Below are 24,501 nucleotides of genomic sequence, written 5' to 3'. Positions count from 1 at the left end.
GGCCGCAGGACAGCCTATGATGCCGCACTTTCGCGCGCTGACCGCCCCAACCCCATATCTGTTTTTCACCGGAAAAGGCGGAGTCGGCAAAACCTCTCTTGCGTGCGCCACGGCCGTTGGCCTCGCGGACCGTGGACTGCGTGTTCTCATCGTCAGCACCGATCCTGCGTCGAACCTCGACGAGATGCTCGAAGTCACCTTGACCGATCGCCCTACGCCGGTGCCTGGCGTGACCGGACTTTCGGCAATGAATATTGACCCCGAGGCCGCTGCCGAGAGTTATCGCAAGAGAGTGCTTGAACAGCTTGGGCCAGAGGTTACAGCTGGCGAGCGATCGACTGTGCGCGAGCAGCTCTCCGGCGCCTGCACCACCGAAATAGCCGCCTTTGACGAATTCGTGGGACTGCTGGACGGCGATATAGCAGGGTTCGATCACATCATATTCGATACCGCTCCGACCGGCCACACGCTACGGCTCCTTAGCCTGCCAAAGGCATGGACCGGCTTTCTCAAGGACAACGATCGGGGCGCGTCCTGTCTCGGCCCGCATTCAGGTCTGAAGATCCAGGAGGACCGCTTTCGCAAGGCGCTCCTGGCCCTGGGTGATTCCAAGCAGACCACAATCATTTTGGTTACCCGCGCCGATCAGGGGGCGATCCGTGAGGCGGCCAGAACATCGGGCGAACTTGATGCGCTCAATCTCTCGAACCAGATTCTCGTGGTGAACGGGCGCTTCCACGCCACGGACCCCAATGATGTCGTCGCAGTTGCCCTTGAACGAGATCAGGACGAGGCGCTTGCCGCCATGCCCGCGTCGCTCAAGAAGCTGTCGCGAGACGAAATTCCTTTGCTTGGCTTCGATATCGTCGGCGTGAAGGCCCTGAGGGCGCTCCTTTCGCCATCCAATCAACCATCGGTTTTATCCAGCGGGTCAAATGCAGAAGCGGTCGACCTGCCGGGCCTGGACCGGTTGGTCGATGACATCGCGCAGGGCAAGCGCGGCCTCATCATGGTCATGGGCAAGGGCGGCGTCGGAAAGACGACGATCGCTGCCGCCATCGCCGTGGGGTTGGCGAAGCGGGGTCATGCCGTCCATCTCAGCACGACCGACCCCGCAGCTCACGTCAGTTTCGTCGTCGATGGCGTCATGCCAGGTCTGACGGTCGACCGGATCGACCCCCGGGTCGAGACGGAGCGGTATGTCGCGAAAATACTGGCGAGCCGTGGCCGTGACCTCGACGAACAGGGCAAGGCCCTGCTGCTCGAGGATCTTGCATCGCCGTGTACCGAGGAGGTCGCTGTTTTTCATGCCTTCTCGCACGTCGTTGCGGAGGCCCGGAGTGCCTTCGTGGTGCTCGATACGGCGCCGACGGGCCACACACTCCTTCTGCTCGACGCGACCGGCGCCTATCACCGCCAGATGACAAGCCAACTTGCACCGACCGGTGCGGGACGCATCGTTACCCCGCTGATGAGGCTCCAGGATCCGACCCACACAAAGGTGATCCTGGTGACGCTGCCGGAGACGACGCCGGTTTCCGAGGCCGCTTCCCTTCAGGATGACTTGCGGCGCGCCGGCGTCGAACCGTATGGCTGGGTCATCAACAAGAGCCTCACCGTCTCGGGCACCCGCGATCCTCTGCTGCGGCTTCGGCTCGACAAGGAGCAGACGCAGATAGCTCGCGTACAGAGCGGGCTCGCAAAACGCGCCTTTATCATCGGGTGGCGAGCAAAGCCGCCAACCGGTGTGGAACAGCTTCGTGCTCTAACATGAACGTTGCGAAGGCTCAGAAAGCCGGCACCTATGAGCCCGCCCCTACGCCGTCCGCAACACCGGCGCCGGCGGCTGCGACGGCCGGATCAGGGCGAACGCCACCTGGATGATGCCGCCGGCAAGGCCCAGCGCCACGCCGATGCGCCAGGCCATGGTGTAGGAGCCGAGTGCGTCGTAGAGCACCCCGCCTCCGTAGGCGCCGAGGAAGCTGCCGATCTGGTGGCTCATGAAGGCGAGGCCCTGGATCATCGCCTGCCAGCGCAGGCCGAACATCTCGGCGACGGCGCCCGCGACCAGGGGACCGACGCCCATCCACAGGAAGCCCATGATGGCGCCGAACAGCAGCGTCGAGGCAGGCGTCGCCGGCAGCATGAAGTACCAGGCGAGCGCGAGCGAGCGCAGGACGTAGATGGCCCCGAGCAGCGCCAGCTTGTTCCAGCGCTGGCCGGCCCAGCCGAAGAACAGCGAGCCGAGCACGTTGAAGCCGCCGATCATGCCGAGCGTCTGCGCGCTCAGCATCGGATCGAGGCCGCAGATGGCGAGATAGGACGGCAGGTGCGTGGTGAGGAACACGAGCTGCATGCCGCAGACGAGATAGGCACAGGTCATCACCACGAAGGACGCGTTGCCGAACGCGGTCTTCGCCGCGGTCACGGCCGTGGCATCTCCGATATCGTCGGCGGCCGGCTTCGGCAGCGGAATCGCATCGACGCGCCCGGCATACCAGGCCGCGGGAATCATCAGCACCGACATGATGACGAAGCCGGCGAGCCCGACGCGCCAGCCAAAGCCCTCGTTGAGCATCTGCCCGATCGGCGCCGACAGCAGCGCGCCGAGCGAGCCTGCGCCGGAGACGATTCCGAGCACGGTGGAGCGCACCGTCGCGGGCACCGCGCGCGCCGCTACCGACATCGCGATCGCAGCCGCGGTGCAGGCGAGCGAGGTGCCGATCAGAACACCGGCGCCGATCATGATGGCGACGAGACCGTTCGCGGTCGCCATCAGCACCAGGCCCGCGATGTACATGAACGAACCTGCGATCATGATGGGACGGAAGCCGTAGCGCGTGGTCATCGCGCCGGCGAGCGGCTGGAGAAAGCCCCAGGCGAGGTTCTGCACCGCCAGCGCCAGCGTGAAGTCGGAGATCGACAGATGAATGTCGTGGGTCAGCGGCTGCATGAAGATGCCGAGGCTCTGCCGCAGCCCCATGCTCAGCGTCAGCATGATCGAGGCGCCGATCAGGATGGGCAATGTCGGGCGCAGGACCTGCAACAGGGGCATTTTCTTCTCCCTTATCGGCGCGGCGCGAGCGCCGTCGTCTGCAATATCAGTTGATTTTGGTTACACAGACCTGTGTACTTAGGCTATGGATGGCGTGCGCTGTCAAGCGAACAGGACATTCACCACCGCATGGCTCCCCCGCCCGCCCCACAGACGATGAAACAGCGGATCCTCGAGACCGCCGACAAGCTGTTCTATCTGCAAGGCATTCGCGCCATCGGCGTCGACACCATCGCGGCCGAGATCGGCATCTCCAAGCGCACGCTCTACAACCACTTCCCCTCCAAGGACGCGCTGATCGCGGCCTATCTGGAGCGCCGCTTCGTGCAGCCTCGCCCCTCGGACAAGCCCCCGGCCGAGCAGATCCTCGCCACCTTCGATTCGCTGGAGCATCGCTTCGCCGCAAAAGATTTTCGCGGCTGCCCGTTCGTGAATGCAGTCGCCGAGCTTGGCCCGGCGGACCGCGCAGTGAAGAAGATCGCGATCGCCTTCAAGGAAAGCCGCCGCGTCTGGTTTCGCGACCGGCTGAACGAGCTCGGCGTGACGAACGCGGAGGCGCTTGCAACGCAGCTCGTGCTGCTGGTCGACGGCTCGATCGCGCAGGACCTCGTCCGCGACGACCCAGCGATGGCGCGTGCCGCCAAGGAAGCGGCGACGGTGCTGCTGCGCAATGCCGGGGTGGAGGTGGATGGTGATGCTGCGAAGCCGGCGATAAAACGTGGCAAGCGCGCGCCGCAATAACTTCTGTCGTCCCGGCGAAGGCCGGGACCCATACCCACAAAAAGCAGTTTGGCGAAGACTCGTGGTTAGCTGTTCAAGCCACAACCCCTCGCGGGGTTATGGGTCCCGGCCTTCGCCGGGACGACACTGAGCGTTAGGCCTCAGTGTTCATCTCAATTCGCGATCCTACCAAAATGCGCCTGTTTTGCCCGACGAGTCAAACGGCTTTGCTGATGCATTTGCTCACGCATAAGCCATTGATCCGGCTAGCGTCGGCTACTGTGCATGGGGTTGTTTTCGCGTTTTTTTGCGCCGGCCTGTGCGAGCGGCCTCACGCCGCGTGCGACACCACGCGATTGCGGCCGTCGTGCTTGGCGCGATACAGCGCGGTGTCGGCGCGCTTGAGGACGTCGCCAACCGCCTCGCCCTTCTGCTCCAGCGTGGTCAGGCCGATCGAGATCGTGACCTCGATGCGCTTGGTGCCCTTGTGGATCGCAAAGGGCTCGCCGGCGATCGAGCGGCGCAGGCGCTCGGCGACCATGCCGGCGACGTGGAGATCGGTCTCCGGCATCACGATGACGAATTCCTCGCCGCCGTAGCGGCAGGCCAGGTCAATGCCGCGGATCGACTTGCGCACCCGCACGGCGAATTCGCGCAGCACGTCGTCGCCGGCGTCGTGGCCGTAATTGTCGTTGATCGACTTGAAGTAGTCGATGTCCAGGATCATCAGCGCCAGCGGCTTGCCGCGGGTCGAGGCTTGCTCGGCGAGCGTCGCGAGATGGCTCTCCATGTAGCGGCGATTGTGCAGCCCGGTGAGCGCGTCGGTGATCGCCATCTCGATCGAGTTCTGCACGTTGTCGCGCAGATGATCGGTGTAGCGGCGGCGGCGGATCTGGGTGCGGGCGCGCGCCAACAGCTCGATCTTGTCGATGGGCCGCAGCAGATAGTCGTTGACGCCGATCTCGAGGCCGCGGAGCAGCCGCGTCGAGTTCTCGGGGTCGGCGATCGCCAGGATCGGCACGTGGCGCGTGCGCTCCAGCGAGCGCGCCTGGCTGCATAGCCGCAGGCCGTCGAAATTGTTGAGGTCGAGCGAGACGATCAGAAGGTCGTAATTGCCCTCGGCGGCGTGGAACAGCGCTTCCGTCGGGTTCGGCTCGACGTCGATGGTGTGCTCGGCGGCGAGGATCGTCGCCAGCCGCTCATAGGAGGACTGGCGGTCGTCGACCAGCAGGATGCGGCCGCCCTTGCCGGTGTCGGAGATCGCAGTGCGCTCGGGCGCCTGCATGCCGATCTCGAGCGAGGTGATGGCGCGCATGCGCAGCTCGTCGGTCATCATCTTCAGCCGCGTCAGCGAGCGCACGCGGGCGATCAGCACGACATCGGAGACGGGTTTTGTCAGGAAATCGTCGGCGCCGGCTTCCAGCCCGCGGTTGCGGTCGGACGGGCTGTCGAGCGCGGTGACCATCACGACGGGAATGTGGTGCGTGGCCGGATCGGTCTTGAGGCGGCGGCAGACCTCGAAACCGTCCATGTCCGGCATCATGACGTCGAGCAGGATGATGTCGCATTCGGCGCGGGCACAGATCGCCAGCGCCTCGGTGCCGTTCGCGGCGGTCATCACGTCGAAATATTCGGCGGACAGGCGGGCTTCGAGCAGCTTGACGTTGGCAGGGACGTCATCGACGACGAGGATACGCGCGGACACTGTGAACTCACTTCCTATCCGATGAAACGCCGGACCGTCTCGATAAATTTGCCGACCGAGATCGGCTTGGACAAATAGGCCTCGCAGCCGCCCTCGCGGATGCGCTCTTCGTCGCCCTTCATCGCGAACGCCGTGACGGCGACGACGGGAATACTGCGCAGCTCCGGATCGTCCTTGATCCAGCGCGTCACCTCCAGGCCCGAGACCTGCGGCAATTGGATATCCATCAGCACGAGGTCGGGCCGCATCGTGCGCACGAGGTCGAGCGCCTCGTAGCCGTTGCTGGTGCCGGAGGTCTGGTAGCCGTGCGCCTCCAACAGGTCGCGGAAGAGCTTCATGTTGAGCTCGTTGTCTTCCACGATCAGGACGGTCTTAGCCATCCCGCCCTCCTGATTGGTCCGCAGACCGATACATGTGACGCCTCAGGCGCCGCTCGCCGGCGCTTCGAAAACTGGATTCAAACTAGCCTCAGATTTGCTCCAGTTTCGTTAAACCCGAGGGCCGACTTTCTGCGATGTGGTTTCCACTTGCTTGTCGGCGGTCTTGAGACTCGGGCATGATGGTTTCAAAGTAGACACCGAAAGTTAACGGAAAGGCAAACCGCCCCCTTGAAAAAGCCTGTTCACAACCCTCGCGAAGTCGCTGAAATCGTTGCGATTCAGGCGCTGTCCTTCGTTGCCGGCGATCCCGAGCGGCTGGGCCTGTTCCTGGCTGAGACAGGGGTCGGACCGGAGACGCTCCGGAATGCGGCCTCGGACCCGAATTTCCTGCTCAGCGTACTCGACTTCGTGATGCGCGATGATGCCACCGTGAAGGCCTTTGCCTCGTCCGCGGAACTGCATCCGACCAACGTTGCCGCAGCGCGGCAGGTCCTCGGCGACGCGCTCGGCGACCCCAATTGGGAGCGCGACGTGCCGTGACCTCCCTGGAGACGGCCGGGCCCCGCTGCTTCTGCCGGGATTGTCTGGCCGATCTGGACATGGGTGTAAGGCGCTGCGGGGCTTGCGGTTCCCCTCGCCTCGTCCGCCACCGCGCGCTGGCGAGCCTGACCATCGCCCATATCGACTGCGACGCCTTCTACGCGACCGTCGAGAAGCGCGACAACCCTGACATCGCCGACAAGCCTGTCATCATCGGCGGGGGCAAGCGCGGCGTGGTGTCGGCCGCCTGCTACATCGCGCGCACCTACGGCGTGCGCTCGGCGATGCCGATGTACAAGGCATTGGAAGCCTGCCCGCATGCGGCCGTGATCCCGCCGGACATGGCGAAATATGTCCGGGTCGGGCGCGAGGTGCGCCAGGCCATGCAGGCGCTGTCGCCGCTGGTCGAGCCGCTCTCGATCGACGAGGCTTTCCTCGATCTGTCCGGCACCGAACGGGTGCACGGCATGATCCCGGCCAAGGTGCTGGCGCGGTTCGCACGCAACATCGAGCGCGACATCGGCATCAGCGTCTCGGTCGGCCTCTCCTGCAACAAGTTCCTGGCCAAGATCGCCTCCGACCTCGACAAGCCGCGCGGGTTTGCCGCGCTCGACCAGGAGGAAGCGCGTTCGATGCTGGCGGAGAAGCCGGTCGGCTTCATCTTCGGCGTCGGGCCCGCGACCCAGGAGCGTCTGGTGCAACGCGGCTTCCGCATCATCGCCGACCTGCAGAAGGCCGACGAGATCGAGATGATGCGGCAGTTTCCGAGCGACGGCCGCAGGCTGTGGCGGCTCGCGCGCGGCATCGACGACCGCCGCGTCGAGCCTGATCGGGGCGCCAAGACGATTTCGAGCGAGACGACGTTCGAGACCGACATCCGGGACTTCGCGACGCTGGAGAAGATCCTGTGGCGGCTCTGCGAGAAGACGTCGTCTCGCCTCAAGAGCAGCGAGCTCGCCGGCTCGACCGTCACGCTGAAGCTGAAGACCGCCGATTTCCGCCAGCGCACGCGCTCGCAGTCGATCGCGGCCCCGACGCAGCTTGCCGCAAAGATCTTCTCGATCTGCCGCGAGATGCTGGCGAAAGAGATCGACGGCACCGCCTTCCGCCTGATGGGCGCCGGCGTCAGCGCGCTGCGCGAGGGCTCAGTCGCCGACGACACCGACATGCTCGACCGCCGCGCCGCCCACGCCGAGCGCGCGGTCGACAGCTTGCGCAAGAAGTTCGGCAGCGCCGCAGTGATCCGCGGCATCGCGTATGAGGGGCCGGAAAAGGCGCAGGAGTGATTTAGCCCGGCTGAAATCAGTCGCGTTCGAAGATCCTGGCGCCCGGATAGTTGCGTCGGGCGTACTGAACGACCAGCTGCCGGTCCTGGGTCTCCAGGAACGGAGTTCGGATTTGACAGGACCCGATGATGAGGTGCCACAAGCCGTTAAGCTTTCGAATGATGACGTTCATTGAGCCTCCTCGCAGTGATCCGAGTTTGCTCAATGTGTAAGAAGCCACCGTCCTCGATCAATTGTACGAGCGTAAGAGCAGCGCATGAGAAGGGATAGAGGATATAGACAAAGGTATGTTGGCGAGGCCCCGTCAGTTTGCGGTGCTGACGGGTTCCGCAAGGGCTCACTCACTTTACGCGCCGGGAGGCTGACACGGTGACAGGCGAACGCGATCTCAACGCGCTGTTGAGGGACATGAAGCCGGAGATGCAGCCAGGCGCCTTCGTATTCTGCACGATCCCGCCCAACGAGCCCATTCCCGCAGCCGTCAATCCGCTGCTGACATTCCGCGAGCACGAAGGGACGACGCTCGTGATCCGGCGCGAAGAGGCCGAACGCGTGGGACTACGCTACGCGTTCGCCTCTAGCCTGATCACCCTGACGGTTCACTCCTCGCTGGAAGCGGTGGGCTTTCTCGCAGCGATCACTGCTCGCTTGGCCGAAGCCGGCATCAGCGTGAATGCGGTTTCGGCCTTCCACCACGATCATCTTTTCGTACCTGCCGACAGGGCCGATGAAGCGATGGCTCTCTTGCATGACAGGTTCAGACAGAAACAGGGTTGATTGAACTTGATCTAGAGTATGCTCTAGCCTGTATGGAGATGGCTGGCCTCGATTCAAGGAGACAGCCCATGACAGTGACCGACAACAAGGCGCTCATTCAGGACATCATGGATGCGCGCGCACGGCGCGACCCCAGCCCGTTCATCGCCGCGATGACAGATGACTTCGTTTGGCGGATCACCGGCTCGACAGCATGGTCCGGCGAGTATGTCGGCAAGGCCGACGTGCTAGAGCGCCTGATGCAGCCTCTCCACCGACAATTCACCGCTCCCACCAGCCTCACGGCATCCCGCATCATTGCTGAAGGCGATTACGTCGTCGCCGAGTGCCGGGGCAATGCGACGACGCTTGCCGGCGAACTCTACGCCAACACCTACTGCTTCGTCATTCGCATGGCGGACGGAAAACTGCGCGAGCTGACCGAGTACATGGACACGGCATTGGTCGAGAGGGTGCTAAGGCCGCCCGGCAGCCAATGAGGCGGGCGCAGCCTTGAGACGTCCATACGGCGACACGGCGGGTCTTTCCCCACTGACGATCCACTCCTCATAGAATTCGACCTTGGCTTCGATCAGCGCCAAAGCCTGCGACCAACGGTGGATGTTGTCCTGCACGCGCTGCTGGTGGGCTGCGAGCAGCGCGTGACGCTCGTTCAGCGCTGCTTCGCCTCGTTTCGCAAGCGCCGCATATTCGCGCATCTGCTTGACCGACATGCCGGTGCCGCGCAGGCGCTCCATTAGATCCAACCAGCTAACGTGAAAATCGCTGTAGACGCGCCGTCCACCGCGATCCCTGATAACGCCGGGGATCAAGCCCTGAGCTTCATACCAACGGATGGTGTGAATACTGCGGCCGGTTCGGCTGGCGACCTCTCCGATGCGAAGCTCCCGCGACATGGTCTTCCCTCTCGTTCGAAACCGCCTCGCAACATCCTGCGAGGTCGCCTCAATCCGCGACCGCCACCGCCTCGATCTCGATCATCCATTCCGGCGCGGCGAGCGCCGAGACGCCGACGAGGGTAGAGGCCGGCGGCTCCATGCCTTCGAAGAAGACCGAGCGGGCCTTGCCGATGATCGGGCGCAGCTCCGGCTTGTAGTTCACGACGAAGGTCGTGATCTTCACGATGTTGGCGTAGCTCGCGCCGGCTGCCTTCAGCGCGTGCCCGAGATTTTGCATCACCTGCGTGGTCTGCGCGGCGATGTCGCCCTCGCCGACGATCCGCCCCTCCTCGTCCACCGACACCTGGCCGGAGATGTAGATCGTCCGCGCCCCCGTGGCGGTGACGACGTGCGAATAAGCGGGGTTGTGATGCAGGCCGCTGGGGCGGAGATGATCGAGCTTGGGCATGACTAGCCTCCCGTATGTTTGTGGTTGGGAGGGAGCGTAGCTGGAGAGGGAGCGGAGGGCCAGCCCCGTCATTGCAAGGAGCGCTTGCGACGAAGCAATCCAGAATTTTTCCGCGGAGGAGTTCTGGATTGCTTCGCTTCGCTCGCAATGACGAAGGAAAGAAAACCCTCAATTGCAGGGCTTGCTGTCCTTCGCGTCGAACTTGCCCATCGCGCCCGAAATCACAAAATCGTTGTAATCGAGCACAAGCTGGCGCGAGACGCCGTTCTCGTAGAGCTCGAATGCCATCGCGTAGACCGGCGTCTGCTCGCCTTCCTTCTGCTGGGCTTCGCGGTCGAAATAGCTGACGGTGACGGGCCAGCGCTTGAGCGACTTCATGTGCTCGTCGGACGTTGAGGGATCGGGGGAGCCGGCGCGCTCGGCGGGGATCGGCTGGCCGATCACGGTCAGCGTGTTGTAGACCTTCTGGCCGTCGTCGGAGCCGTCATAGACGGAGAGCTCGAGCAGCGACTTGCCGTCCTTTGCGGCGGCAATGATGCGCTGGATCTGTTCGGTCGGAAACACGATCTTGCCGTCGAGCGTGAAACTCTTCGGCGCCGGCAGCTTCAGCTTGACGTTGATGTGGTCGCCGTCGCGCTCCGCCGAGCCGTCGACCCGGCCGGCATCCGCCTCGTTCATCCGCGTCTCGATCTTGAAGCGGTAGCTTTTGCCGGCGGCGTCTTCCCAGGAATTGGAGCGGAGGTCGCTGAGCGTGACCTTGCCCTCGCCGCTGTCGAGCTCGGAGACCTGGCGGAATTCGGAGGTGTAGCCCTCGCACGAACTTCCAGTGAAATTGTAGAGGATGCGGCCGCGCGCGCTGTTGATCGAATTGGAGCGCGATTTCACCAGGCTCAAATCATAGAGCGCCTGATGCGCGAGGAACGGACCGTTGGCGGCCACCGCGCCGCCTCCGGGGCCGAGAGCGGCCGCCGCGAGCACCGTCACACCGAGCGAAGTCCGGAAAAGGTGCAGCATGTCTGGTTCCTGAGGAAAGCGCAGATTCGACATTTTAATGACCGTTCCATTGCGTCGCAACTGAGGCCGTTTCACGTAAAGTTGCGGCCCTCGCGTTGAACCTCCTGCCCTGCCTCAACAAAATGCACCCGCATGCAGTCCCTTGGGGCTGCTTGCATGTGGCGGCACGATGGGCGAAACAGGGCGCGCCCGGCCTGCAACGGATGCGCCCGGGCGGATGGATTTTTGGACAACGAGGTCGGACATGGCGGGCACGGTCGAGCAGAAGCTGGCGGAACAAGGCATCAAGCTGCACGAGGCCCCCACCCCCGTGGCCAATTACGTGCCGTTCGTGCGCACCGGTAATCTGCTGTTCGTCTCCGGCCAGGTTTGCTTCGATCCAGCCGGCAAGCTGATCGCCAAGGGCAAGCTTGGCGCCGGCGTGACCATCGAAGACGGCGCCGCGGCCGCCCGCGGCTGCGCCGTCAACCTGCTGGCCCAGGTCAAGGCAGCGCTCGGCGACCTCGACAAGGTCGTGCGCGTGGTGCGCCTCGGCGGCTTCATCAACTCGGCGCCGGACTTCCTGGACGGGCCGAAGGTCCTCAACGGCGCCTCCGACCTGATGGTCGCCGCCTTCGGTGACAAGGGCCGTCATGCCCGCACCACCGTCGGCGTCGCCTCGCTGCCCGCGGATGCGGCGGTCGAGGTCGAAGGCGTGTTCGAGGTCGCCTGAGGCGAATGCGCGCTCCTGATTGGCTGACAGCCCGCCCGGTCGCCCATCGCGGCCTGCATGACATTTCCCGCGGCATCGTCGAGAACATGCCGGGCGCGGTAGAGGCTGCGATTGCGGGCAATTTCTCGATCGAGGTCGACATCCAGCTCTCCGCCGACGGCGAGGCCATGGTGCATCACGACCATGCGCTGGGCCGCCTGACCGAAGCCACCGGCCAGCTGGTCGAGAAGACTGCCGCCGAGCTGAAGGCCGTCACGTTCAAGGACACGACCGAGCGGATGATGTCGCTCGGCGACCTCTGCAGCATGGTGGCCGGCCGCGTGCCTCTGGTCATCGAGGTGAAGAGCCATTTTGACGGCGACCGCAAGCTGGTGAAGCGGATGGCCGAGGTGCTGGCGTCCTATCAGGGACCTGCGGTCGGCATGTCCTTCGATCCCGACCAGGTGCTGGCGCTGCGCGAGCTGTTGCCCTCCCGCCCGCGTGGCATCGTCGCGCAGCGGAGCTATGAGGACGAATACTGGGCTTACCTGACCCAGCAGCAGCGCGACAGCATGCTGCACCTGCGTCACGGCTTCCAGACCCAGCCGCATTTCGTCGCCTTCAAGGTCGACCACCTCCCGGCCCCGGCGCCCTGGATCGCCCGCAATGTGTTCGGCTGCGCTCTGCTCGGCTGGACCGTGCGTACGACCGAGCAGCGGACGAGGGTCGGGCAATATGCGGATCAGATGATCTTCGAGGGCTTCGTGCCGTAGGCTTGATGTTCCCCACTCTTGAAGTCGCTGCTGCAATGCACGATCTTGGGCACGATGGCACCATCCGAAATCACCCTTGAGGCCGTACCTTCCATTGGCCAAGTATCGCCGGACGACTGGGACGCCTGCGCCAATCCCGGCGGCAAGTGCAACGGGCGTGGCAAGGGAACCTCATCCGGGCTTCCAGGCGATTCCCTCGACCTCTCAAGGCCTGCCTATAACCCCTTCGTCTCCCACGCATTTCTGTCCGCGATTGAGAAATCGGGTTCGGCAACAATCCGTACCGGCTGGGGGCCGCGGCATCTCGTAGCCAAGGTCGACGGCCGCGTCGCCGGCGTCGTGCCCTGCTATCTGAAATCGCACTCGCAAGGCGAATATGTCTTCGACCGCGGCTGGGCGGATGCCTATGAGCGCGCCGGCGGGCGTTATTATCCGAAGCTGCAGGTTTCGGTTCCCTTCACGCCGGCCACGGGACCGCGGCTGCTGGTCCGCGACGGCGTTGACCACGAGCGCATCACGGAGGCGCTGGCGAGCGGGCTGGTGGCGCTGTGCGGCGTCAGCAAGGCCTCCTCCGTGCACGTCACCTTCGCGCGCGAGGCGGAGTGGAAGCTGCTCGCCGAGCACGGCTTCCTCCAGCGCACCGACCAGCAGTTCCACTGGCACAACGAGGGCTTTGCGAGTTTCGACGATTTCCTGGCGACGCTGAATTCGCGCCATCGCAAGTCGATCAAGCGCGAGCGGCGCGATGCGCTGGCAGCCGGGGTCACCATCCACTGCCTCACGGGCAAGGACATTACCGAGGATGCCTGGGATGCGTTTTTCATGTTCTACATGGAGACCGGGTCGCGCAAATGGGGGCGGCCGTACCTCACCCGCGAATTCTTCTCGCTGATCGGCGAGACCATGAGCGATGACGTGCTGCTGGTGATGGCCCGCCGCAACGACCGCTGGATCGCGGGCGCCATCAACTTCATCGGCTCGGACACGCTGTTCGGCCGCAACTGGGGCGCGGTCGAGCATCATCCCTTCCTGCATTTCGAGGTCTGCTATTATCAGGCGATCGACTTTGCGATCAAACACGGCCTGGGGAATGTCGAGGCCGGCGCGCAGGGCGAGCACAAGATCGCGCGCGGCTACCTGCCGCGGACCACCCACTCCGCTCACTTCATCGCCGATCCGGGCTTGCGCCGCGCCATCGACGATTACCTCAAGCGCGAGCGCGCCTATGTTGCGGAAGCCGGACGGGAGCTGGCCGAGCTCGGCCCGTTCCGCAAAGGCGCCGACGAGGCGCCTTGACGGTTCGCCGCGGCTGGTGACAGTAAGCGCAAAATTCCAGGGAGCCGCCGCCATGACCGCCTACGACACCAACAACATCTTCGCAAAAATCCTGCGCGGCGAATTCTCCTGCCACAAGGTTTACGAGGATGAGCACGTGCTCGCCTTCCTCGACATCATGCCGCGGGTACCGGGCCATACGCTGGTGATTCCAAAAGCCCCTGCCCGCAACATCCTCGACATCAAGCCGGACGACTACGCCCATGTCGCCCGCGGCGCGCACAAGATCGCTGCCGCAGCGATGACGGCGTTCAAGGCCGACGGCATTACCGTGCAGCAGTTCAACGAGGCGGCCGGCGGACAGGTGGTGTTTCATCTCCACATGCACGTGATGCCGCGCCACGAGGGCGTGGCGATGCTGCCGCCCGCCAGCCGCAAGGAAGACGTCAAGGTGCTGGAAGAGAACGCGACCAAGCTGATCGCAGCGTTGAAGGCGGGGTAGATCTCTCTGCTCATCATTGCGAGCGAAGCGAAGCAATCCAGATTCTTTCCGCAACGGCAGTCTGGATTGCTTCGTCGCAAGAGCTCCTCGCAATGACGGGGTTGGAGCGGAGTGCCCCTCACTCCGTCTGGAAATCCCCAGCTTGCGGCGCGGCCAGTGGCGTGAACTCGCAACGATCTGGTTTGATGTCGATCAGCGGCGTGTTGTCGAGGCAATCGAGCCCGCGCACCAGAATCGCGTTGCCCTCGATGCCGACGAGCTTCACGATTGACGTGCCGATGGGATTGGGGCGCACCGGCGAGCGCAGCGAAAACGTGCCGCGGGTCTTCTCGTTGTTCTTCGGGCTCTGCAGGATGATGTCGCGGCGCGACTTGTCGAGCCAGTAGAGCACTTCGAGATTGCTGTAGAAGTCGACGCCCTTGATCGCCGGCACGAACGGCTCGAAGATCTCGAGACGGCATATCGGGCCGTCTGTCCGGCCCTGTCGCGGGGTCTCCATCCGCGAGGTCCAGGGCGTGCGGATGCGGCCGATGAAGACGAGGCCGGCATCCTGCGTCGCTGGCAGCTCGATGGAGACTTCACCCTCGCGGAGTTCGTTTTCGCGAACCATATTTCCAATTCCCTGCTGTTCGCTGGCGGTTTTAGCCCAACCACCACTTGCCGGCCAGCATGAAGACTTCGCCCGCGACCACGCCTGCGAAGATCGAACGGCGGGTCAGCAGGAAGACGACGAGACCGGCGCCGACCGCACCATACCGCAGGGCATCCGGCACGCTCGCAAGCGCCCCAGGCGGCTCGACCACGATCTGGGCGATGACGCCGGCCAGGATCGCAGTGGCGACCGCCCGTACCCAGACCAGAAGCTCGGAGCCCTCGTCGATGCCGCCGCCGAACCACAGGCCCAGCATCCGCCATATCTGGTTAGGAACGACGCCGGCGACGAACAGCACCGCCAGCGCGTGCCAGTCGCCAATGAGCTGCGCAAAGCTCATGCGCGCACCTCCCGCCACCAATGCACGCCGTAGGCAATCGTGCCCGCTACGAGGCCGCTGACGAGGATGTCGAGGCCGGAGTTCATCTTCGCGGCCAGTGGATACAGCAATATGCCCAGCGCGAGCGCGACGACATCGGCGACCTCACGGCTGTTGCGCGCGGTCGAGAACAGGAAGGACAGCGGCGTCAGCAGCAAGATCGCCGCTCCAAGCGTCTGCGTCAGATTCGCGGCAAGGAAATAGCCGACCGTGTTGGCGGTGAGGCACACCGAGACCAGACCAAAGCCAAGTCCGTTGACGAAGGCGATGCGCCGCTCGCGTGGCACCTGCGGCAGGAAGCGATGGCATTCGACCCACAGCGTCACGGCCGTGAGATGCGCCGCGAAGAACAGCTCGCGCCGCTTGGTCGCCGGCGTACGCATCAGCGGCAGCACCGAGACCACCATCGGAAACAGGCGGATCGCACTGACGGTGACCGCGATCGCGGACTGGATGATTGTCGCGCCGGAGCCAAGCGTGGTGATCAGGATGATCTGCGCCGGACCCGCCCAGACGAACAGCGTCGAGCAGAGCGCCCAGAGCAGGCTGAAATGGCTGTCGTGGGCGAGCGCTCCGATGCCGAGATAGGTCACGAACAGCACGACGGTGAGGATCGTCTGCGTGATCGAGCGCAGCCCCCACGCAAAGGCGCGCCAAGGACTTTGCCATTGAGGTGAATCGAGCGGAGGAAGCGCCACGGGAGTCTTGAACGGTGAGGAATCGTGCCTGCATAACGGGCAATACGGCGGCTGGCGTCAAGAAAGCGCGCGGCGGGGCTGGCATGCACGCGTGGCTGTCATTCCGGGGTACGTCCCCTACCCGCTCACGCCGCGGTTCTTCAGCACGAAGCACGCCCCGCCAGCCTTGCGGATGCGACCGCAGAGTTCATCCGCCTCGCTCCGCGTATCGGCGCCGATGCGCACCTGGTAGAACGCGCGCGTGCCGCGGCTGCGCATCACCGAGCTGAGCAGGCTCGGATCACGTTCGCCGATCACGGCGCTCAGCCGCGTGACCGCCCGCGAATACATCGCCAGCGCCCGGTTGCGGTCGAAGCCGGCGGCGAGCTGCACGCCCCAGATCCTTGCAGCCGCAAGCTCCACATGCTGCTCGAGCTCGGCGACGAAGGCATTCGGCGCGCGCTTCAAAAGCGCCATCAGATCGCGGCAACTGGTCGGTGGCGCGCTCGGCGGCCCCTTGCCGGTCGCGCCTGCCTTGGCCCAGGCATCGACTGTAGCGCCTGTAATGGCAAGAACGTAATTGCGTGTCTGGTCCGGCATCGGGCCGGTGCCGGCGAGCCACTCCTGCACCCGGCGCGGCCCGGCATTGTAGGCGGCGGCGGCCAGGCCGAGATTGCCGAACTGGTTGCGCAGCTCGTTCAGAAATTCCGCCGACTTCGGCAGCGCCTGCACCGGATTGAAGGGATTGAGCAGCCCGCGCTCGCTCGCGGTGCCCGGCATGAACTGCGCGATCCCTTGCGCGTGTTCGCCGCTGCGCGTCATAGGCCCCACCGCATCAGCCTGGAAGCGGCTCTCCTGCCAGATCACGCGGGCGAAGAACTCCAGCGGCAGATTGGCATCGCGCGCCGCGGCCTCGACAATCAGGCAGATCGATTCCCGCGTGTCGCTCTCGCGCGCATCGGGCTTCTCCGGCGGCACCGCGAGCTCCTCGACGCTGGGGACGGCAACACCGGTCTTTGCGGGCGAGCTGTCCCACGCTGCGACCTGTGTCGCCGAGACGAGCAGCGCGGTGATGATGCACGCCGCAATGTGCCCCCATCTCGTGCAGGCACAGCGGTGGCGTACGCGGGCGCGACATGCGACAAAGTGATCTGCCATGTTGTGGCATCGTGCCATGGTTTGACGAGTTGCCAATATATGCTGCCTGACCTGCTTCTCCCAATGCGCTACCCCGCCAAACGGATCCGCGCGACCCTTGCCCTCGCCGCACTCATCCTGAGCGTCGCGCCAGCCGCCGCGCAGGTGACGTCTCAAGTCACGTCTCAGGTCGCGTCTCAAGTCATTTGGCGGATGACCACGGAATATCCCGAAAATAACATTTCCGGGATCGGTCTTGCGACCTTCGCCAGCCGCGTCTCCGAGCGCACCCACGGTTCCGTGACCGTGACGAACGCCTTCGACAACGCGCTCAAGATCAACTCAGGCGAGATGCCGCGCGCGGCGCTGGACGGCCGGATTGCGGGCGGCGATGCCTTCGCGGGTGCGCTCTCGGGCCTCGACCCAGTGCTCGGATTGTCCACCCTGCCCTTTCTCGTGCAATCGGTCGACGTCGCCCGCGCCAGCAATTTGCGGGCGCGCCCGCTCTATGAGAAGGCGCTCGCGGCGCGCGGCCTCAAGCTGCTCTATGTGACGATCTGGCCGGCCACGGGCCTCTGGTCGGAACGGTCGCTCGGCAGTGCCGACGACCTGCCAAAACTGAACTTGCGGACCTACGACGCAAATTCCACCAAGGTCATGCGCGCGGCCGGCGCGAACGCGCAATTCCTGCCGATGGACGCGGCGCTCGCCGGACTGAAGGAGCACCGGCTGAATGCCTTCCTCACCTCCGGCGACGGCGGCGCAGGGCGCAAGTTGTGGGACTTCCTGCCGCATTTCACGGCCATCAACTACGCGATGCCAATCTCGATCGCCTTCGTCCGCAGCGACGCCTTTGCCGAACTGTCCGAGCCAGTGCAGCGCGAGGTGCTGGCCGCGGCAGCCGAGACAGAGCAAAGCCAGCTCGCGCTATTGACCCACCGCACCATCGAGAATTATGCGCGCATGCGCGACAACGGCGTCCGTATCGTCGAGCCGGCGCCTGCGTTCCTTGTCACGGAGCTGCGGAAGGCAGCAACGGACACGATCGCCGTCTGGGAAACCCAGGCGGGCGCGGAGGCGACCGCAATCGTCGAATGGGCGAGACAGCAATGAGGGAGTGGTAGCGGCAGCTGTGATGAACGCTCCGCTGGCGTCGCTGCTTACCGCCCTAGTTTTCGACCGGAACCGGGATCTCGCCCCGGATGGCGCTGTCGAGGGCATCGATCAGCGCCTGGATCTCGATGAACTTGTTGCGCGCTCGCTCGGCCGTGTCGCGCACAAAGGGAGCGGCCAGCACTTTCGCATGCGCGTCCCTGTCCTCGATCATGCGATCACGGGCCTTCTTCAGAGTTTCAAGTCGCTCACTCATCCGGCCTCTCCTGAAATAATTGTCTCGATCTCCCGTCCGGACTCGCCCATCAAAGAGAACACGGCGAGCGAGCCACCCTCAACAGCCGCGGCAGATGTTCTTCAGCTTCGCTGCGGTTCTGGCCTCTTCCGCAACGAACGGGTCCTTGTAGGCGCCACGGGACGCATCGTTCTCCGCGGCAGAGGGCTTTTTCTCCTGCGGCGGAAACGCAGCATCGTAGCAGGCGAGACGTCCGCTCGTGCTTTCGATCGCGCGGCAGTCCGGTCCCGCCGCGACAGCGCCTTGCGGCAGTGTGCCAAGTATCAATGTGCCAAGCATCAATGCGACAAGAAGCGCTCTCCGGCGGATCCAGTCGACCAGACGAAATCGAGTCATGCACGCTCCTGCTTAGTCGGCGGGAGCGCTGGTGACCCTCAGTCACCGGTCGATGCCAATGGAAGGCGGTGATGCCACGACTCTACGCTTCCCTCCCGAGAATAGCGAGCTTTAAGGGATACGCGGTATCAAGAAGGCCATTTTCGGCGTGACAATGGTTGCGCGTTTGCCTTGGCCCGCGGCCTCGTTTAGGTCAAGCAATAGAGGGCGGTATCAACACAGGCGCGGCAACATGGTTACAATTTATTTCGATCTCGACGGCACGCTGACCAACCCGAAGCCCGGGATCACACGCTCCATCCAGTACGCCCTGGAGCGGCTCAACCAGCCGGTCCCGAGCGAGGACGAGCTGACCTGGTGCATCGGCCCGCCGCTGCATCCCAGCCTGCAAAAGCTCACGGGCAGCGCGGAACTCGCCGACCGGGCGCTGCTGCTCTATCGCGAGCGCTTCAGCGATGTCGGCCTGTTCGAGAATGAAGCCTATGCCGGCATCATGGACACGCTGACAACGCTTGCCGCGACAACACCGCGCATGTTCGTGGCGACCAGCAAGCCCGCGGTCTACGCCACCCGCATCGTCGAGCATTTCGGCCTGAAACCGTATTTCGAGCGCGTGTTCGGCTCCGAGCTCGACGGCACCCGCGTCGACAAGCGCGACCTGCTGCGCTACGCGCTCGACGAAGCCAAGGTCGATCCGGCCAGCGCAATCATGATCGGCGACCGCAGCCATGATGTGGTCGGCGCCCGCACCAACGGCATGACAGCGATCGGCGTGCTCTATGGCTATGGCAGCGAGGCCGAACTGCGGGACGCCGGCGCGCATCACATCTGCGCCGCGCATCCCGAGCTGCTCGGTCACTGCGTGATCTAGCCTGTCAAGCGCCGACGGTCTCCACCGCCGCCAGCATGCCGGTACTGGCGTGACAATTCAGGTATTCGAAGAACTGCTCGTCGGCAGCCGCCACGGTGACCTCGTGATAGAGCCGCAGTTTTGCCGAGGGGCCGAGCGTCGACAGGTACTTCATCGCGGCACCGAATATCTTGACGTGGGTCGGATGCGATTCCGCCCACCGCTCCAGCGCAGCCAGGCTCCTCCACCAGCTTTGACCGTAGGACTTTTCGCTCGCGTCCCCGTCGGCTGCAAGCACGCGCATGTAGCGGTTGGCGTAGCAGCCGATGCCGAGGCCGTCATCGCGCAGGAAATCCATGCCCTCGCGCAATACCGGTTCAACGTCGTCGAGATAGAGCTTTCGCTCCGACGCCTCGGTATCGCTCCAATCCTGGCCTGATCGGATCAGGCAGAGATTGTCGTGCGCCTGCACGCGCAGCCGCGCGCCGTCGCGGATCAGCTCGGGATTGCCGCCCGGCGACATCGGATCGGTCTGCGACAGCGGGATACGGTCGCGCATGCCACCCCAATAGGCGTGCTCCTGCACCTCGCCGCTCATGCCCTGCGCAATCGCCGCAACGCCCTCGGGCCGGCCGAGCGAGGAAAACAGCGTCTCGTGCCGCGCCACCCTGGGACGCAGCACCTCGATGAAAGTGCCGATGCCCTCGCGCTGCGTGCCGGTCCAGGCCTCGCGCGCCGGTGCAAACCATTGGTCGAACCGCGCGATGTCGTCCCAATAGGCCACCGAGACGACGTTCTCGTAGCCGGCCTGATCGAAGTAGCGGGCGCGGTCCCAATGCGAGGGCCCGCCTTCCGCGGCAAACCGCACCGCGATTTCAGCGAGCGCGTCGGTCGCAGCCGGCGGCGCCGTACCGCGATATTGCAGGCCGAAATAGGCCATCACGACGCGGTTCACGGCAGGCTTATAGCGCGCCACGAAGGACGGGTATGGCGGCTGGTAATCATCCGGCACGCGCTTGTGGCGCGTGCGCGGAGTCTCGAGATGCAGAGGAATTGCGGATTCCATGATCGTGCCTCCCCTTGATTCCGGCGATCAGCTCGCCGCCGCGGCAATGTCCGTGAGCTCGACGGTGTCGACCGGCAGCGCAAACTGCTCGACGCGCTGATATCGCTTCTTGTTGAGCAGGAGCCGCGTCACGTCGGGGCGCGAATAATGCCCGGCTGGATCGGCGGCGTTCTTGGCGACACCGATGGCGCCAAGATCGATCTCGGCGATCAAGAGACCCTCCTGGTCCGGCGCGAGCTTGTCGCCAATCTGGCTGCCGTCGGGGCCGTAGATCGCGGCGAAGCCACCGCCGGCATGCAACAGCGCGTGCTTGTCCGGCCGATCACAGAGCTCGTCGATCATCGCTTGCGAGACCGTTGCGCAAGGGGCGAGCACGAAGCAGGAGCCCTCGACCGCGTAGACGCGCGAAGCGGCGTTGTTGACCTCGGCGCCGAGCGCCGGCGCGAAGGGATCGTAGAGCGAAAAGCTCGGCCAGGCCGCGACATGGACCTGCTCGTTCTGGGCATACATGGCGTATTTCGACAGCGGCTGGAGATGCTCCCAGCAACACAGCGCGCCGATGCGACCGATGTCGGGCCGGGCGTGCACGGCAAGATCGCTGCCGTCGCCCTCGCCATAGACCGTGCGCTCGGCATGGGTCGGCCGCAGCTTGCGGCGCTTTGCGATGGTCTCGCCGTCCGGCCCGATCAGCCATTGCGCCAGATAGAGACTGCCGCCGTCGCGCTCGGACAGGCCGAGCACGGCAGTGAGCTTGGCCTTGCGTACAGCGTCGCGCAGCCGCTCTGCCTGCGGACTGTCATAGGACAGCGAATTGTCGAAATAGCGCTGCACGAAGCCGCGGCCGATCGCCCAGGCCGGCGAATCCATCCAGATGTGCCAAGGGTAGCCCGGGATGAAGGCTTCCGGAAAGGCGATCAGCTTGGCGCCCTTCTCGGCGGCGTCCCTGATCAGGGCGATTGACTTGTCGATCGAGGCGTCGAGATCGAGCCAGGCAGGCGCCGCCTGCACCACGGCGACCTTGTATTTCGGATGTTCGATGCCCATTGCCGCCTCCCTTGCCGGTTGATCGGAAGCCAGGTCCGATGCAGTCTATTTGGCCAAGCCGGGCGGCGGGCGCTCGACCGCGGCGGAACAAAAACTCGACCGGACGGGATCGCCGAGCCGGTACGGGATTTGCCTCCGGTCAGGCGGGACCTGCGCCAACATGCGATTTTGCGGGATGTGAAAGGGAGGCTTTGCAGATGCCAATCCAGTTCACCACGGACGACAGCCCCGGCCACCGCCGCCTTGCGCTCTGGCAGGATATCGTCTGCGACGTCTTCGTCGGGCTCGACTGCAAGTCCGATCTTGGCAGCGCCTTTCGCGGCTCGGTCACCCGGGCGCCGCTGGGCAAGGCGGAATGCTCCGAAGTCTGCTCCGACCGTCAGCATGTGTTGCGCACGCCCTCGCGCATCGCGCGCTCGGATCAGGATTTCATCCTGATCGCGCTCGGCAATCGCGGCGCCGGCGGCGTGGTGCAGGACGGCCGCGAGGCCGTGGTGCATCCGGGAGAGTTTGCGCTCTATGACACCACCCGTCCCTACGAGCTGAAATTCGACGGCATCTTCACGCAAACCATCTTCAAGGTGCCGCGCGAGATGCTGCAGCGCCGGCTCGGCGCGACCGAAGCCCTTACCGCCAGCTCTTTCGGACCGGACTCGCCGCTGCAGAGGATCGCCTACGATTTCATCTATCGGCTTTGCCAGAGCGCGGATCAGATCGATCCGCACCACGCCGCCGCCCTGTCGGAACAGGCCGTCGATGTGCTCGCGATGGCTCTGGGTGAGCGGCTGGGCAAGACGCCGCTGCCGTCCTCGACCCATCGCTCCGCCCTGCTCTACCGGTTGAAGGCGCATATCCGGGCTCATCTTGCCGATCCCGACCTCTCGCTGTCCGAGACCGCAGCGGCGCTCGGCATCTCGTCCCGCTACGTCAACGATCTCCTCGCCGACCAGGACACCTCGTTCCAGCGCTACGTCCTCGGTGAGCGCCTCGCTCAATGCAGGCGCGACTTCGCCTCCCCCGTGCTCGCCCACCGCCACATCAGCGAGATCGCCTTCGCCTGGGGCTTCAACGACCTCTCGCATTTCGGCCGCGTCTTCCGTGAGCATTTCGGGATGTCGCCGCGCGACTTCCGGCAGAGCCAGTTGCGGCATTGACGTCCCGGCAGCCATTGGCTCGAGCCTTCGCTTCAGACGAAGGCAATGCTCGTGAATTCCAGATTGTCAGGTGCTGCCGCCGGGATCAGGCTCCGCACATGAGAACCAACGCCACGATAAGCGGATCGGAGCTCTTGCTGGGCGTGATCGCGATCCGGCTCGCGGTGCTGGTCGCGGTGGGCTGGGGCCTGACGCTCCTGCCGCGGCAGGCGCGCGATGACGAGGCCGCCTGCCTTCCCTCACCTGCAACGAGGAGCGCGGCTCGGCTTCCGGCGACGGCGGCCGTCCCGCGCGTGACTGACGCTGCATTCGATGACATGCGTCTGCACGACTAGGCCGTTTCCAAGCAAGGCCGGTATGTGAGCGCGTGGTAGGACACGGCGCACGCTTGCACTACCATCCGGCACAGAGGTCGCAGAGATCGATCAACGGCCAGCCGAGGAGCATATCGATGGAATACCGCCGCTTGGGCCGCTCAGGCCTCATGGTGCCCGCCTTGAGTCTTGGAACCGGCACCTTCGGCGGTGTTGGCCGCCTCGCTGCGTGGGGCACGACTGACGCGACCGAAGCGCGGCGCCTTCTGGATATCTGCCTCGATGCCGGCGTGTCGATGTTCGACACCGCGAACGTCTATTCGCTCGGCGAATCCGAGCGCGTTCTCGGCGAGGCCATCAAGGGCCGCCGCGACAAGGTGCTGGTCTCGACCAAGGCGACGTTCCGCTTCGGCGACGGCGCCAACGACATCGGATCGTCACGGCAGCATCTGCTCGCGGCCGTTGATGCTTCGCTGAGCCGGCTTGGTACGGATTACATCGATCTGTTCCAGCTCCACGGCTTCGACGCCTTCACCCCGCCTGAAGAGGTGCTGGCGACCCTCGACGTGCTCGTGCGCGCCGGCAAGATTCGCTACGTCGGCGTCTCGAACTTTTCCGGCTGGCACCTGATGAAGTCGCTTGGCGTTGCCGACAAGCACGGCTTCCCGCGCTACGTCGCCAACCAGACCTACTATTCACTGATCGGGCGCGACTACGAATGGGAGCTGATGCCGCTCGGCCTCGACCAGGGGTTAGGGGCCGTGGTCTGGTCGCCGCTCGGATGGGGACGCCTCACCGGAAAGATCCGCCGCGGCCAGCCAAAGCCCGAATTGAGCCGCCTGCCCAAGACGGCCGAGTTCGGCCCGCCAGTGCCGGACGAGCACGTCTATCGCGTCGTCGATGCGATCGACGAGGTCGCCAGGGAAACGGGCAAGAGCGTCTCGCAGATCGCGCTGAACTGGCTGCTGCAGCGTCCGACCGTCTCGACGCTGATCATCGGCGCACGCAACGAGACGCAGCTGCGCGAAAATCTCGGCGCGGTCGGCTGGTCATTGACCAAGGACCAGGTCGCGAAGCTCGATGCCGCGAGCAAGGTGACGCTGCCCTATCCCTACTGGCACCAGCGCACGACCTTCACAGACCGCAATCCGCCTGCGGTGTAGGGCGCCCAGCTGGACCGCGAATCGCGCCTTGAGCTGTATCAAGCCGACCCGCAGCGACCATGGCATCGTACGGCCCTCGCGAGGCCTCCGATGCGCCGATTTGCCATGAAGGCTCTGTTCACGGCTCTCACCTTCAGAAGGGGTGAGAGAGAGGACCGATTCGGATCGTCGCATCCTGATCCTCTCGACGGCGGTAACGATCGTCTTGATCGCAATCTACGTCTGGGGCAAAGCAAACTCGCGCTGGTAGTGACGG

The 24,501-nt window shown here is 64.6% G+C and carries 30 protein-coding genes; 15 read left to right on the top strand and 15 right to left on the bottom strand.

The window, feature by feature from the left end; all coding sequences use genetic code 11:
* Positions 1–19: 19 nt before the first annotated feature.
* Positions 20–1,774, top strand: coding sequence for an arsenical pump-driving ATPase (arsA, locus tag JQ591_RS21225; RefSeq protein WP_211398195.1), 1,755 nt, complete (start codon positions 20–22; stop codon positions 1,772–1,774).
* 42 nt (positions 1,775–1,816) lie between these two features.
* On the opposite strand, the gene JQ591_RS21220 is transcribed toward arsA, so the two are convergent.
* Positions 1,817–3,055, bottom strand: a complete 1,239-nt coding sequence (locus JQ591_RS21220; RefSeq protein ID WP_211397945.1) for an MFS transporter — start codon at positions 3,053–3,055, stop codon at positions 1,817–1,819.
* 129 nt (positions 3,056–3,184) lie between these two features.
* Between JQ591_RS21220 and JQ591_RS21215 the strand changes: the two genes are divergently transcribed.
* Positions 3,185–3,796, top strand: coding sequence for a TetR/AcrR family transcriptional regulator (locus tag JQ591_RS21215; RefSeq protein WP_211397944.1), 612 nt, complete (start codon positions 3,185–3,187; stop codon positions 3,794–3,796).
* Positions 3,797–4,106: 310 nt separating this feature from the next.
* Here JQ591_RS21215 and JQ591_RS21210 read toward each other — a convergent pair whose 3' ends face one another.
* Both JQ591_RS21210 and JQ591_RS21205 read right to left on the bottom strand, forming a co-directional pair.
* Complete coding sequence (locus tag JQ591_RS21210) at positions 4,107–5,480, bottom strand: PleD family two-component system response regulator (RefSeq protein WP_211397943.1); 1,374 nt, start codon at positions 5,478–5,480, stop codon at positions 4,107–4,109.
* Positions 5,481–5,494: 14 nt separating this feature from the next.
* Entirely contained in the window at positions 5,495–5,860 is a 366-nt protein-coding gene (locus JQ591_RS21205) for a response regulator (RefSeq protein WP_211397942.1), read from the bottom strand.
* Between the two features lie 228 nt (positions 5,861–6,088).
* On the opposite strand from JQ591_RS21205, the gene JQ591_RS21200 reads away from it, so the two are divergent.
* Together JQ591_RS21200 and JQ591_RS21195 are read left to right on the top strand one after the other, a co-directional pair.
* On the top strand, positions 6,089–6,400 hold the full coding sequence (locus JQ591_RS21200; protein WP_211397941.1) for a DUF3572 domain-containing protein: 312 nt from the start codon (positions 6,089–6,091) through the stop codon (positions 6,398–6,400).
* Positions 6,397–7,686 (top strand): DNA polymerase IV, encoded by a 1,290-nt coding sequence (locus JQ591_RS21195; protein ID WP_211397940.1) that lies wholly within the window; start codon positions 6,397–6,399, stop codon positions 7,684–7,686. The genes JQ591_RS21200 and JQ591_RS21195 overlap by 4 nt, the downstream gene beginning before the upstream one ends.
* 16 nt (positions 7,687–7,702) lie before the next feature.
* Here JQ591_RS21195 and JQ591_RS21190 read toward each other — a convergent pair whose 3' ends face one another.
* Positions 7,703–7,858, bottom strand: a complete 156-nt coding sequence (locus tag JQ591_RS21190) for a hypothetical protein (RefSeq protein ID WP_211397939.1) — start codon at positions 7,856–7,858, stop codon at positions 7,703–7,705.
* A 197-nt stretch (positions 7,859–8,055) separates the two neighbouring features.
* Between JQ591_RS21190 and JQ591_RS21185 the strand changes: the two genes are divergently transcribed.
* Entirely contained in the window at positions 8,056–8,463 is a 408-nt protein-coding gene (locus JQ591_RS21185; RefSeq protein WP_211397938.1) for an ACT domain-containing protein, read from the top strand.
* A 68-nt stretch (positions 8,464–8,531) separates the two neighbouring features.
* The gene (locus JQ591_RS21180; protein ID WP_211397937.1) at positions 8,532–8,942 is read left to right on the top strand and encodes a nuclear transport factor 2 family protein; all 411 of its coding nucleotides are present in this window, start codon (positions 8,532–8,534) and stop codon (positions 8,940–8,942) included.
* Here JQ591_RS21180 and JQ591_RS21175 read toward each other — a convergent pair.
* From JQ591_RS21175 to JQ591_RS21165, 3 genes are all read right to left on the bottom strand, one after another.
* Complete coding sequence (locus JQ591_RS21175) at positions 8,919–9,359, bottom strand: MerR family transcriptional regulator (RefSeq protein WP_211397936.1); 441 nt, start codon at positions 9,357–9,359, stop codon at positions 8,919–8,921. The genes JQ591_RS21180 and JQ591_RS21175 overlap by 24 nt on opposite strands.
* Before the next feature lie 49 nt (positions 9,360–9,408).
* A complete protein-coding gene (locus JQ591_RS21170) occupies positions 9,409–9,810 on the bottom strand; it encodes a RidA family protein (RefSeq protein ID WP_211397935.1) in 402 nt (133 codons plus the stop codon).
* A 168-nt stretch (positions 9,811–9,978) separates the two neighbouring features.
* Positions 9,979–10,824 (bottom strand): cell envelope integrity EipB family protein, encoded by an 846-nt coding sequence (locus tag JQ591_RS21165; RefSeq protein WP_211397934.1) that lies wholly within the window; start codon positions 10,822–10,824, stop codon positions 9,979–9,981.
* Positions 10,825–11,068: 244 nt separating this feature from the next.
* On the opposite strand from JQ591_RS21165, the gene JQ591_RS21160 reads away from it, so the two are divergent.
* Genes JQ591_RS21160 through JQ591_RS21145 form a run of 4 tightly spaced genes read left to right on the top strand, consistent with a single transcriptional unit; the run spans position 11,069 to position 14,065 of the window.
* The gene (locus JQ591_RS21160) at positions 11,069–11,536 is read left to right on the top strand and encodes a RidA family protein (protein ID WP_007611287.1); all 468 of its coding nucleotides are present in this window, start codon (positions 11,069–11,071) and stop codon (positions 11,534–11,536) included.
* A gap of 5 nt (positions 11,537–11,541) precedes the next feature.
* Positions 11,542–12,288 carry a glycerophosphodiester phosphodiesterase gene (locus JQ591_RS21155; protein WP_211397933.1) on the top strand — a complete coding sequence of 249 codons (747 nt, stop codon included), beginning with the start codon at positions 11,542–11,544 and terminating at the stop codon, positions 12,286–12,288.
* A gap of 54 nt (positions 12,289–12,342) precedes the next feature.
* Positions 12,343–13,584: a GNAT family N-acetyltransferase gene (locus tag JQ591_RS21150; protein WP_211397932.1), complete on the top strand. Its 1,242-nt coding sequence runs from the start codon at positions 12,343–12,345 to the stop codon at positions 13,582–13,584.
* A gap of 52 nt (positions 13,585–13,636) precedes the next feature.
* Positions 13,637–14,065 carry an HIT family protein gene (locus JQ591_RS21145; protein ID WP_211397931.1) on the top strand — a complete coding sequence of 143 codons (429 nt, stop codon included), beginning with the start codon at positions 13,637–13,639 and terminating at the stop codon, positions 14,063–14,065.
* A 118-nt stretch (positions 14,066–14,183) separates the two neighbouring features.
* Here the strand turns inward: JQ591_RS21145 and tsaA are convergent, their stop codons facing one another.
* The 4 genes from tsaA to JQ591_RS21125 all read right to left on the bottom strand — a co-directional run bounded on the left by tsaA (position 14,184) and on the right by JQ591_RS21125 (position 16,931).
* On the bottom strand, positions 14,184–14,675 hold the full coding sequence (tsaA, locus tag JQ591_RS21140; RefSeq protein WP_211397930.1) for a tRNA (N6-threonylcarbamoyladenosine(37)-N6)-methyltransferase TrmO: 492 nt from the start codon (positions 14,673–14,675) through the stop codon (positions 14,184–14,186).
* A 31-nt stretch (positions 14,676–14,706) separates the two neighbouring features.
* Complete coding sequence (locus JQ591_RS21135; RefSeq protein WP_007603256.1) at positions 14,707–15,057, bottom strand: AzlD domain-containing protein; 351 nt, start codon at positions 15,055–15,057, stop codon at positions 14,707–14,709.
* Entirely contained in the window at positions 15,054–15,794 is a 741-nt protein-coding gene (locus JQ591_RS21130; protein ID WP_211397929.1) for an AzlC family ABC transporter permease, read from the bottom strand. The genes JQ591_RS21135 and JQ591_RS21130 overlap by 4 nt, the downstream gene beginning before the upstream one ends.
* Before the next feature lie 117 nt (positions 15,795–15,911).
* The gene (locus JQ591_RS21125; RefSeq protein WP_249137424.1) at positions 15,912–16,931 is read right to left on the bottom strand and encodes a lytic transglycosylase domain-containing protein; all 1,020 of its coding nucleotides are present in this window, start codon (positions 16,929–16,931) and stop codon (positions 15,912–15,914) included.
* Positions 16,932–16,970: 39 nt separating this feature from the next.
* Between JQ591_RS21125 and JQ591_RS21120 the strand changes: the two genes are divergently transcribed.
* On the top strand, positions 16,971–18,023 hold the full coding sequence (locus tag JQ591_RS21120; protein ID WP_211397928.1) for a TRAP transporter substrate-binding protein: 1,053 nt from the start codon (positions 16,971–16,973) through the stop codon (positions 18,021–18,023).
* Between the two features lie 55 nt (positions 18,024–18,078).
* Here the strand turns inward: JQ591_RS21120 and JQ591_RS21115 are convergent, their stop codons facing one another.
* Positions 18,079–18,279: a hypothetical protein gene (locus JQ591_RS21115; protein WP_211397927.1), complete on the bottom strand. Its 201-nt coding sequence runs from the start codon at positions 18,277–18,279 to the stop codon at positions 18,079–18,081.
* Between the two features lie 78 nt (positions 18,280–18,357).
* On the bottom strand, positions 18,358–18,654 hold the full coding sequence (locus tag JQ591_RS21110; RefSeq protein ID WP_211397926.1) for a hypothetical protein: 297 nt from the start codon (positions 18,652–18,654) through the stop codon (positions 18,358–18,360).
* Between the two features lie 232 nt (positions 18,655–18,886).
* Between JQ591_RS21110 and JQ591_RS21105 the strand changes: the two genes are divergently transcribed.
* The gene (locus JQ591_RS21105) at positions 18,887–19,525 is read left to right on the top strand and encodes an HAD family hydrolase (RefSeq protein ID WP_211397925.1); all 639 of its coding nucleotides are present in this window, start codon (positions 18,887–18,889) and stop codon (positions 19,523–19,525) included.
* Positions 19,526–19,529: 4 nt separating this feature from the next.
* Here JQ591_RS21105 and JQ591_RS21100 read toward each other — a convergent pair whose 3' ends face one another.
* The gene (locus JQ591_RS21100; RefSeq protein ID WP_211397924.1) at positions 19,530–20,570 is read right to left on the bottom strand and encodes a phenylacetaldoxime dehydratase family protein; all 1,041 of its coding nucleotides are present in this window, start codon (positions 20,568–20,570) and stop codon (positions 19,530–19,532) included.
* A 27-nt stretch (positions 20,571–20,597) separates the two neighbouring features.
* Complete coding sequence (locus JQ591_RS21095; protein WP_211397923.1) at positions 20,598–21,614, bottom strand: carbon-nitrogen hydrolase family protein; 1,017 nt, start codon at positions 21,612–21,614, stop codon at positions 20,598–20,600.
* A 197-nt stretch (positions 21,615–21,811) separates the two neighbouring features.
* Between JQ591_RS21095 and JQ591_RS21090 the strand changes: the two genes are divergently transcribed.
* The 3 genes from JQ591_RS21090 to JQ591_RS21080 all read left to right on the top strand — a co-directional run bounded on the left by JQ591_RS21090 (position 21,812) and on the right by JQ591_RS21080 (position 24,245).
* Positions 21,812–22,768, top strand: a complete 957-nt coding sequence (locus JQ591_RS21090; RefSeq protein WP_211397922.1) for a helix-turn-helix domain-containing protein — start codon at positions 21,812–21,814, stop codon at positions 22,766–22,768.
* A 98-nt stretch (positions 22,769–22,866) separates the two neighbouring features.
* The gene (locus tag JQ591_RS21085; protein ID WP_211397921.1) at positions 22,867–23,103 is read left to right on the top strand and encodes a hypothetical protein; all 237 of its coding nucleotides are present in this window, start codon (positions 22,867–22,869) and stop codon (positions 23,101–23,103) included.
* Between the two features lie 116 nt (positions 23,104–23,219).
* Positions 23,220–24,245, top strand: a complete 1,026-nt coding sequence (locus JQ591_RS21080) for an aldo/keto reductase (RefSeq protein ID WP_211397920.1) — start codon at positions 23,220–23,222, stop codon at positions 24,243–24,245.
* Positions 24,246–24,501 lie beyond the last annotated feature (256 nt).

It is taken from the genome of Bradyrhizobium canariense (assembly GCF_018130465.1).
Taxonomy (GTDB): Bacteria; Pseudomonadota; Alphaproteobacteria; order Rhizobiales; family Xanthobacteraceae; genus Bradyrhizobium; species Bradyrhizobium canariense_C.
The sequence above is the reverse complement of the archived record's forward strand: the minus strand, read 5'-3'. Positions and strand labels throughout refer to the sequence as shown.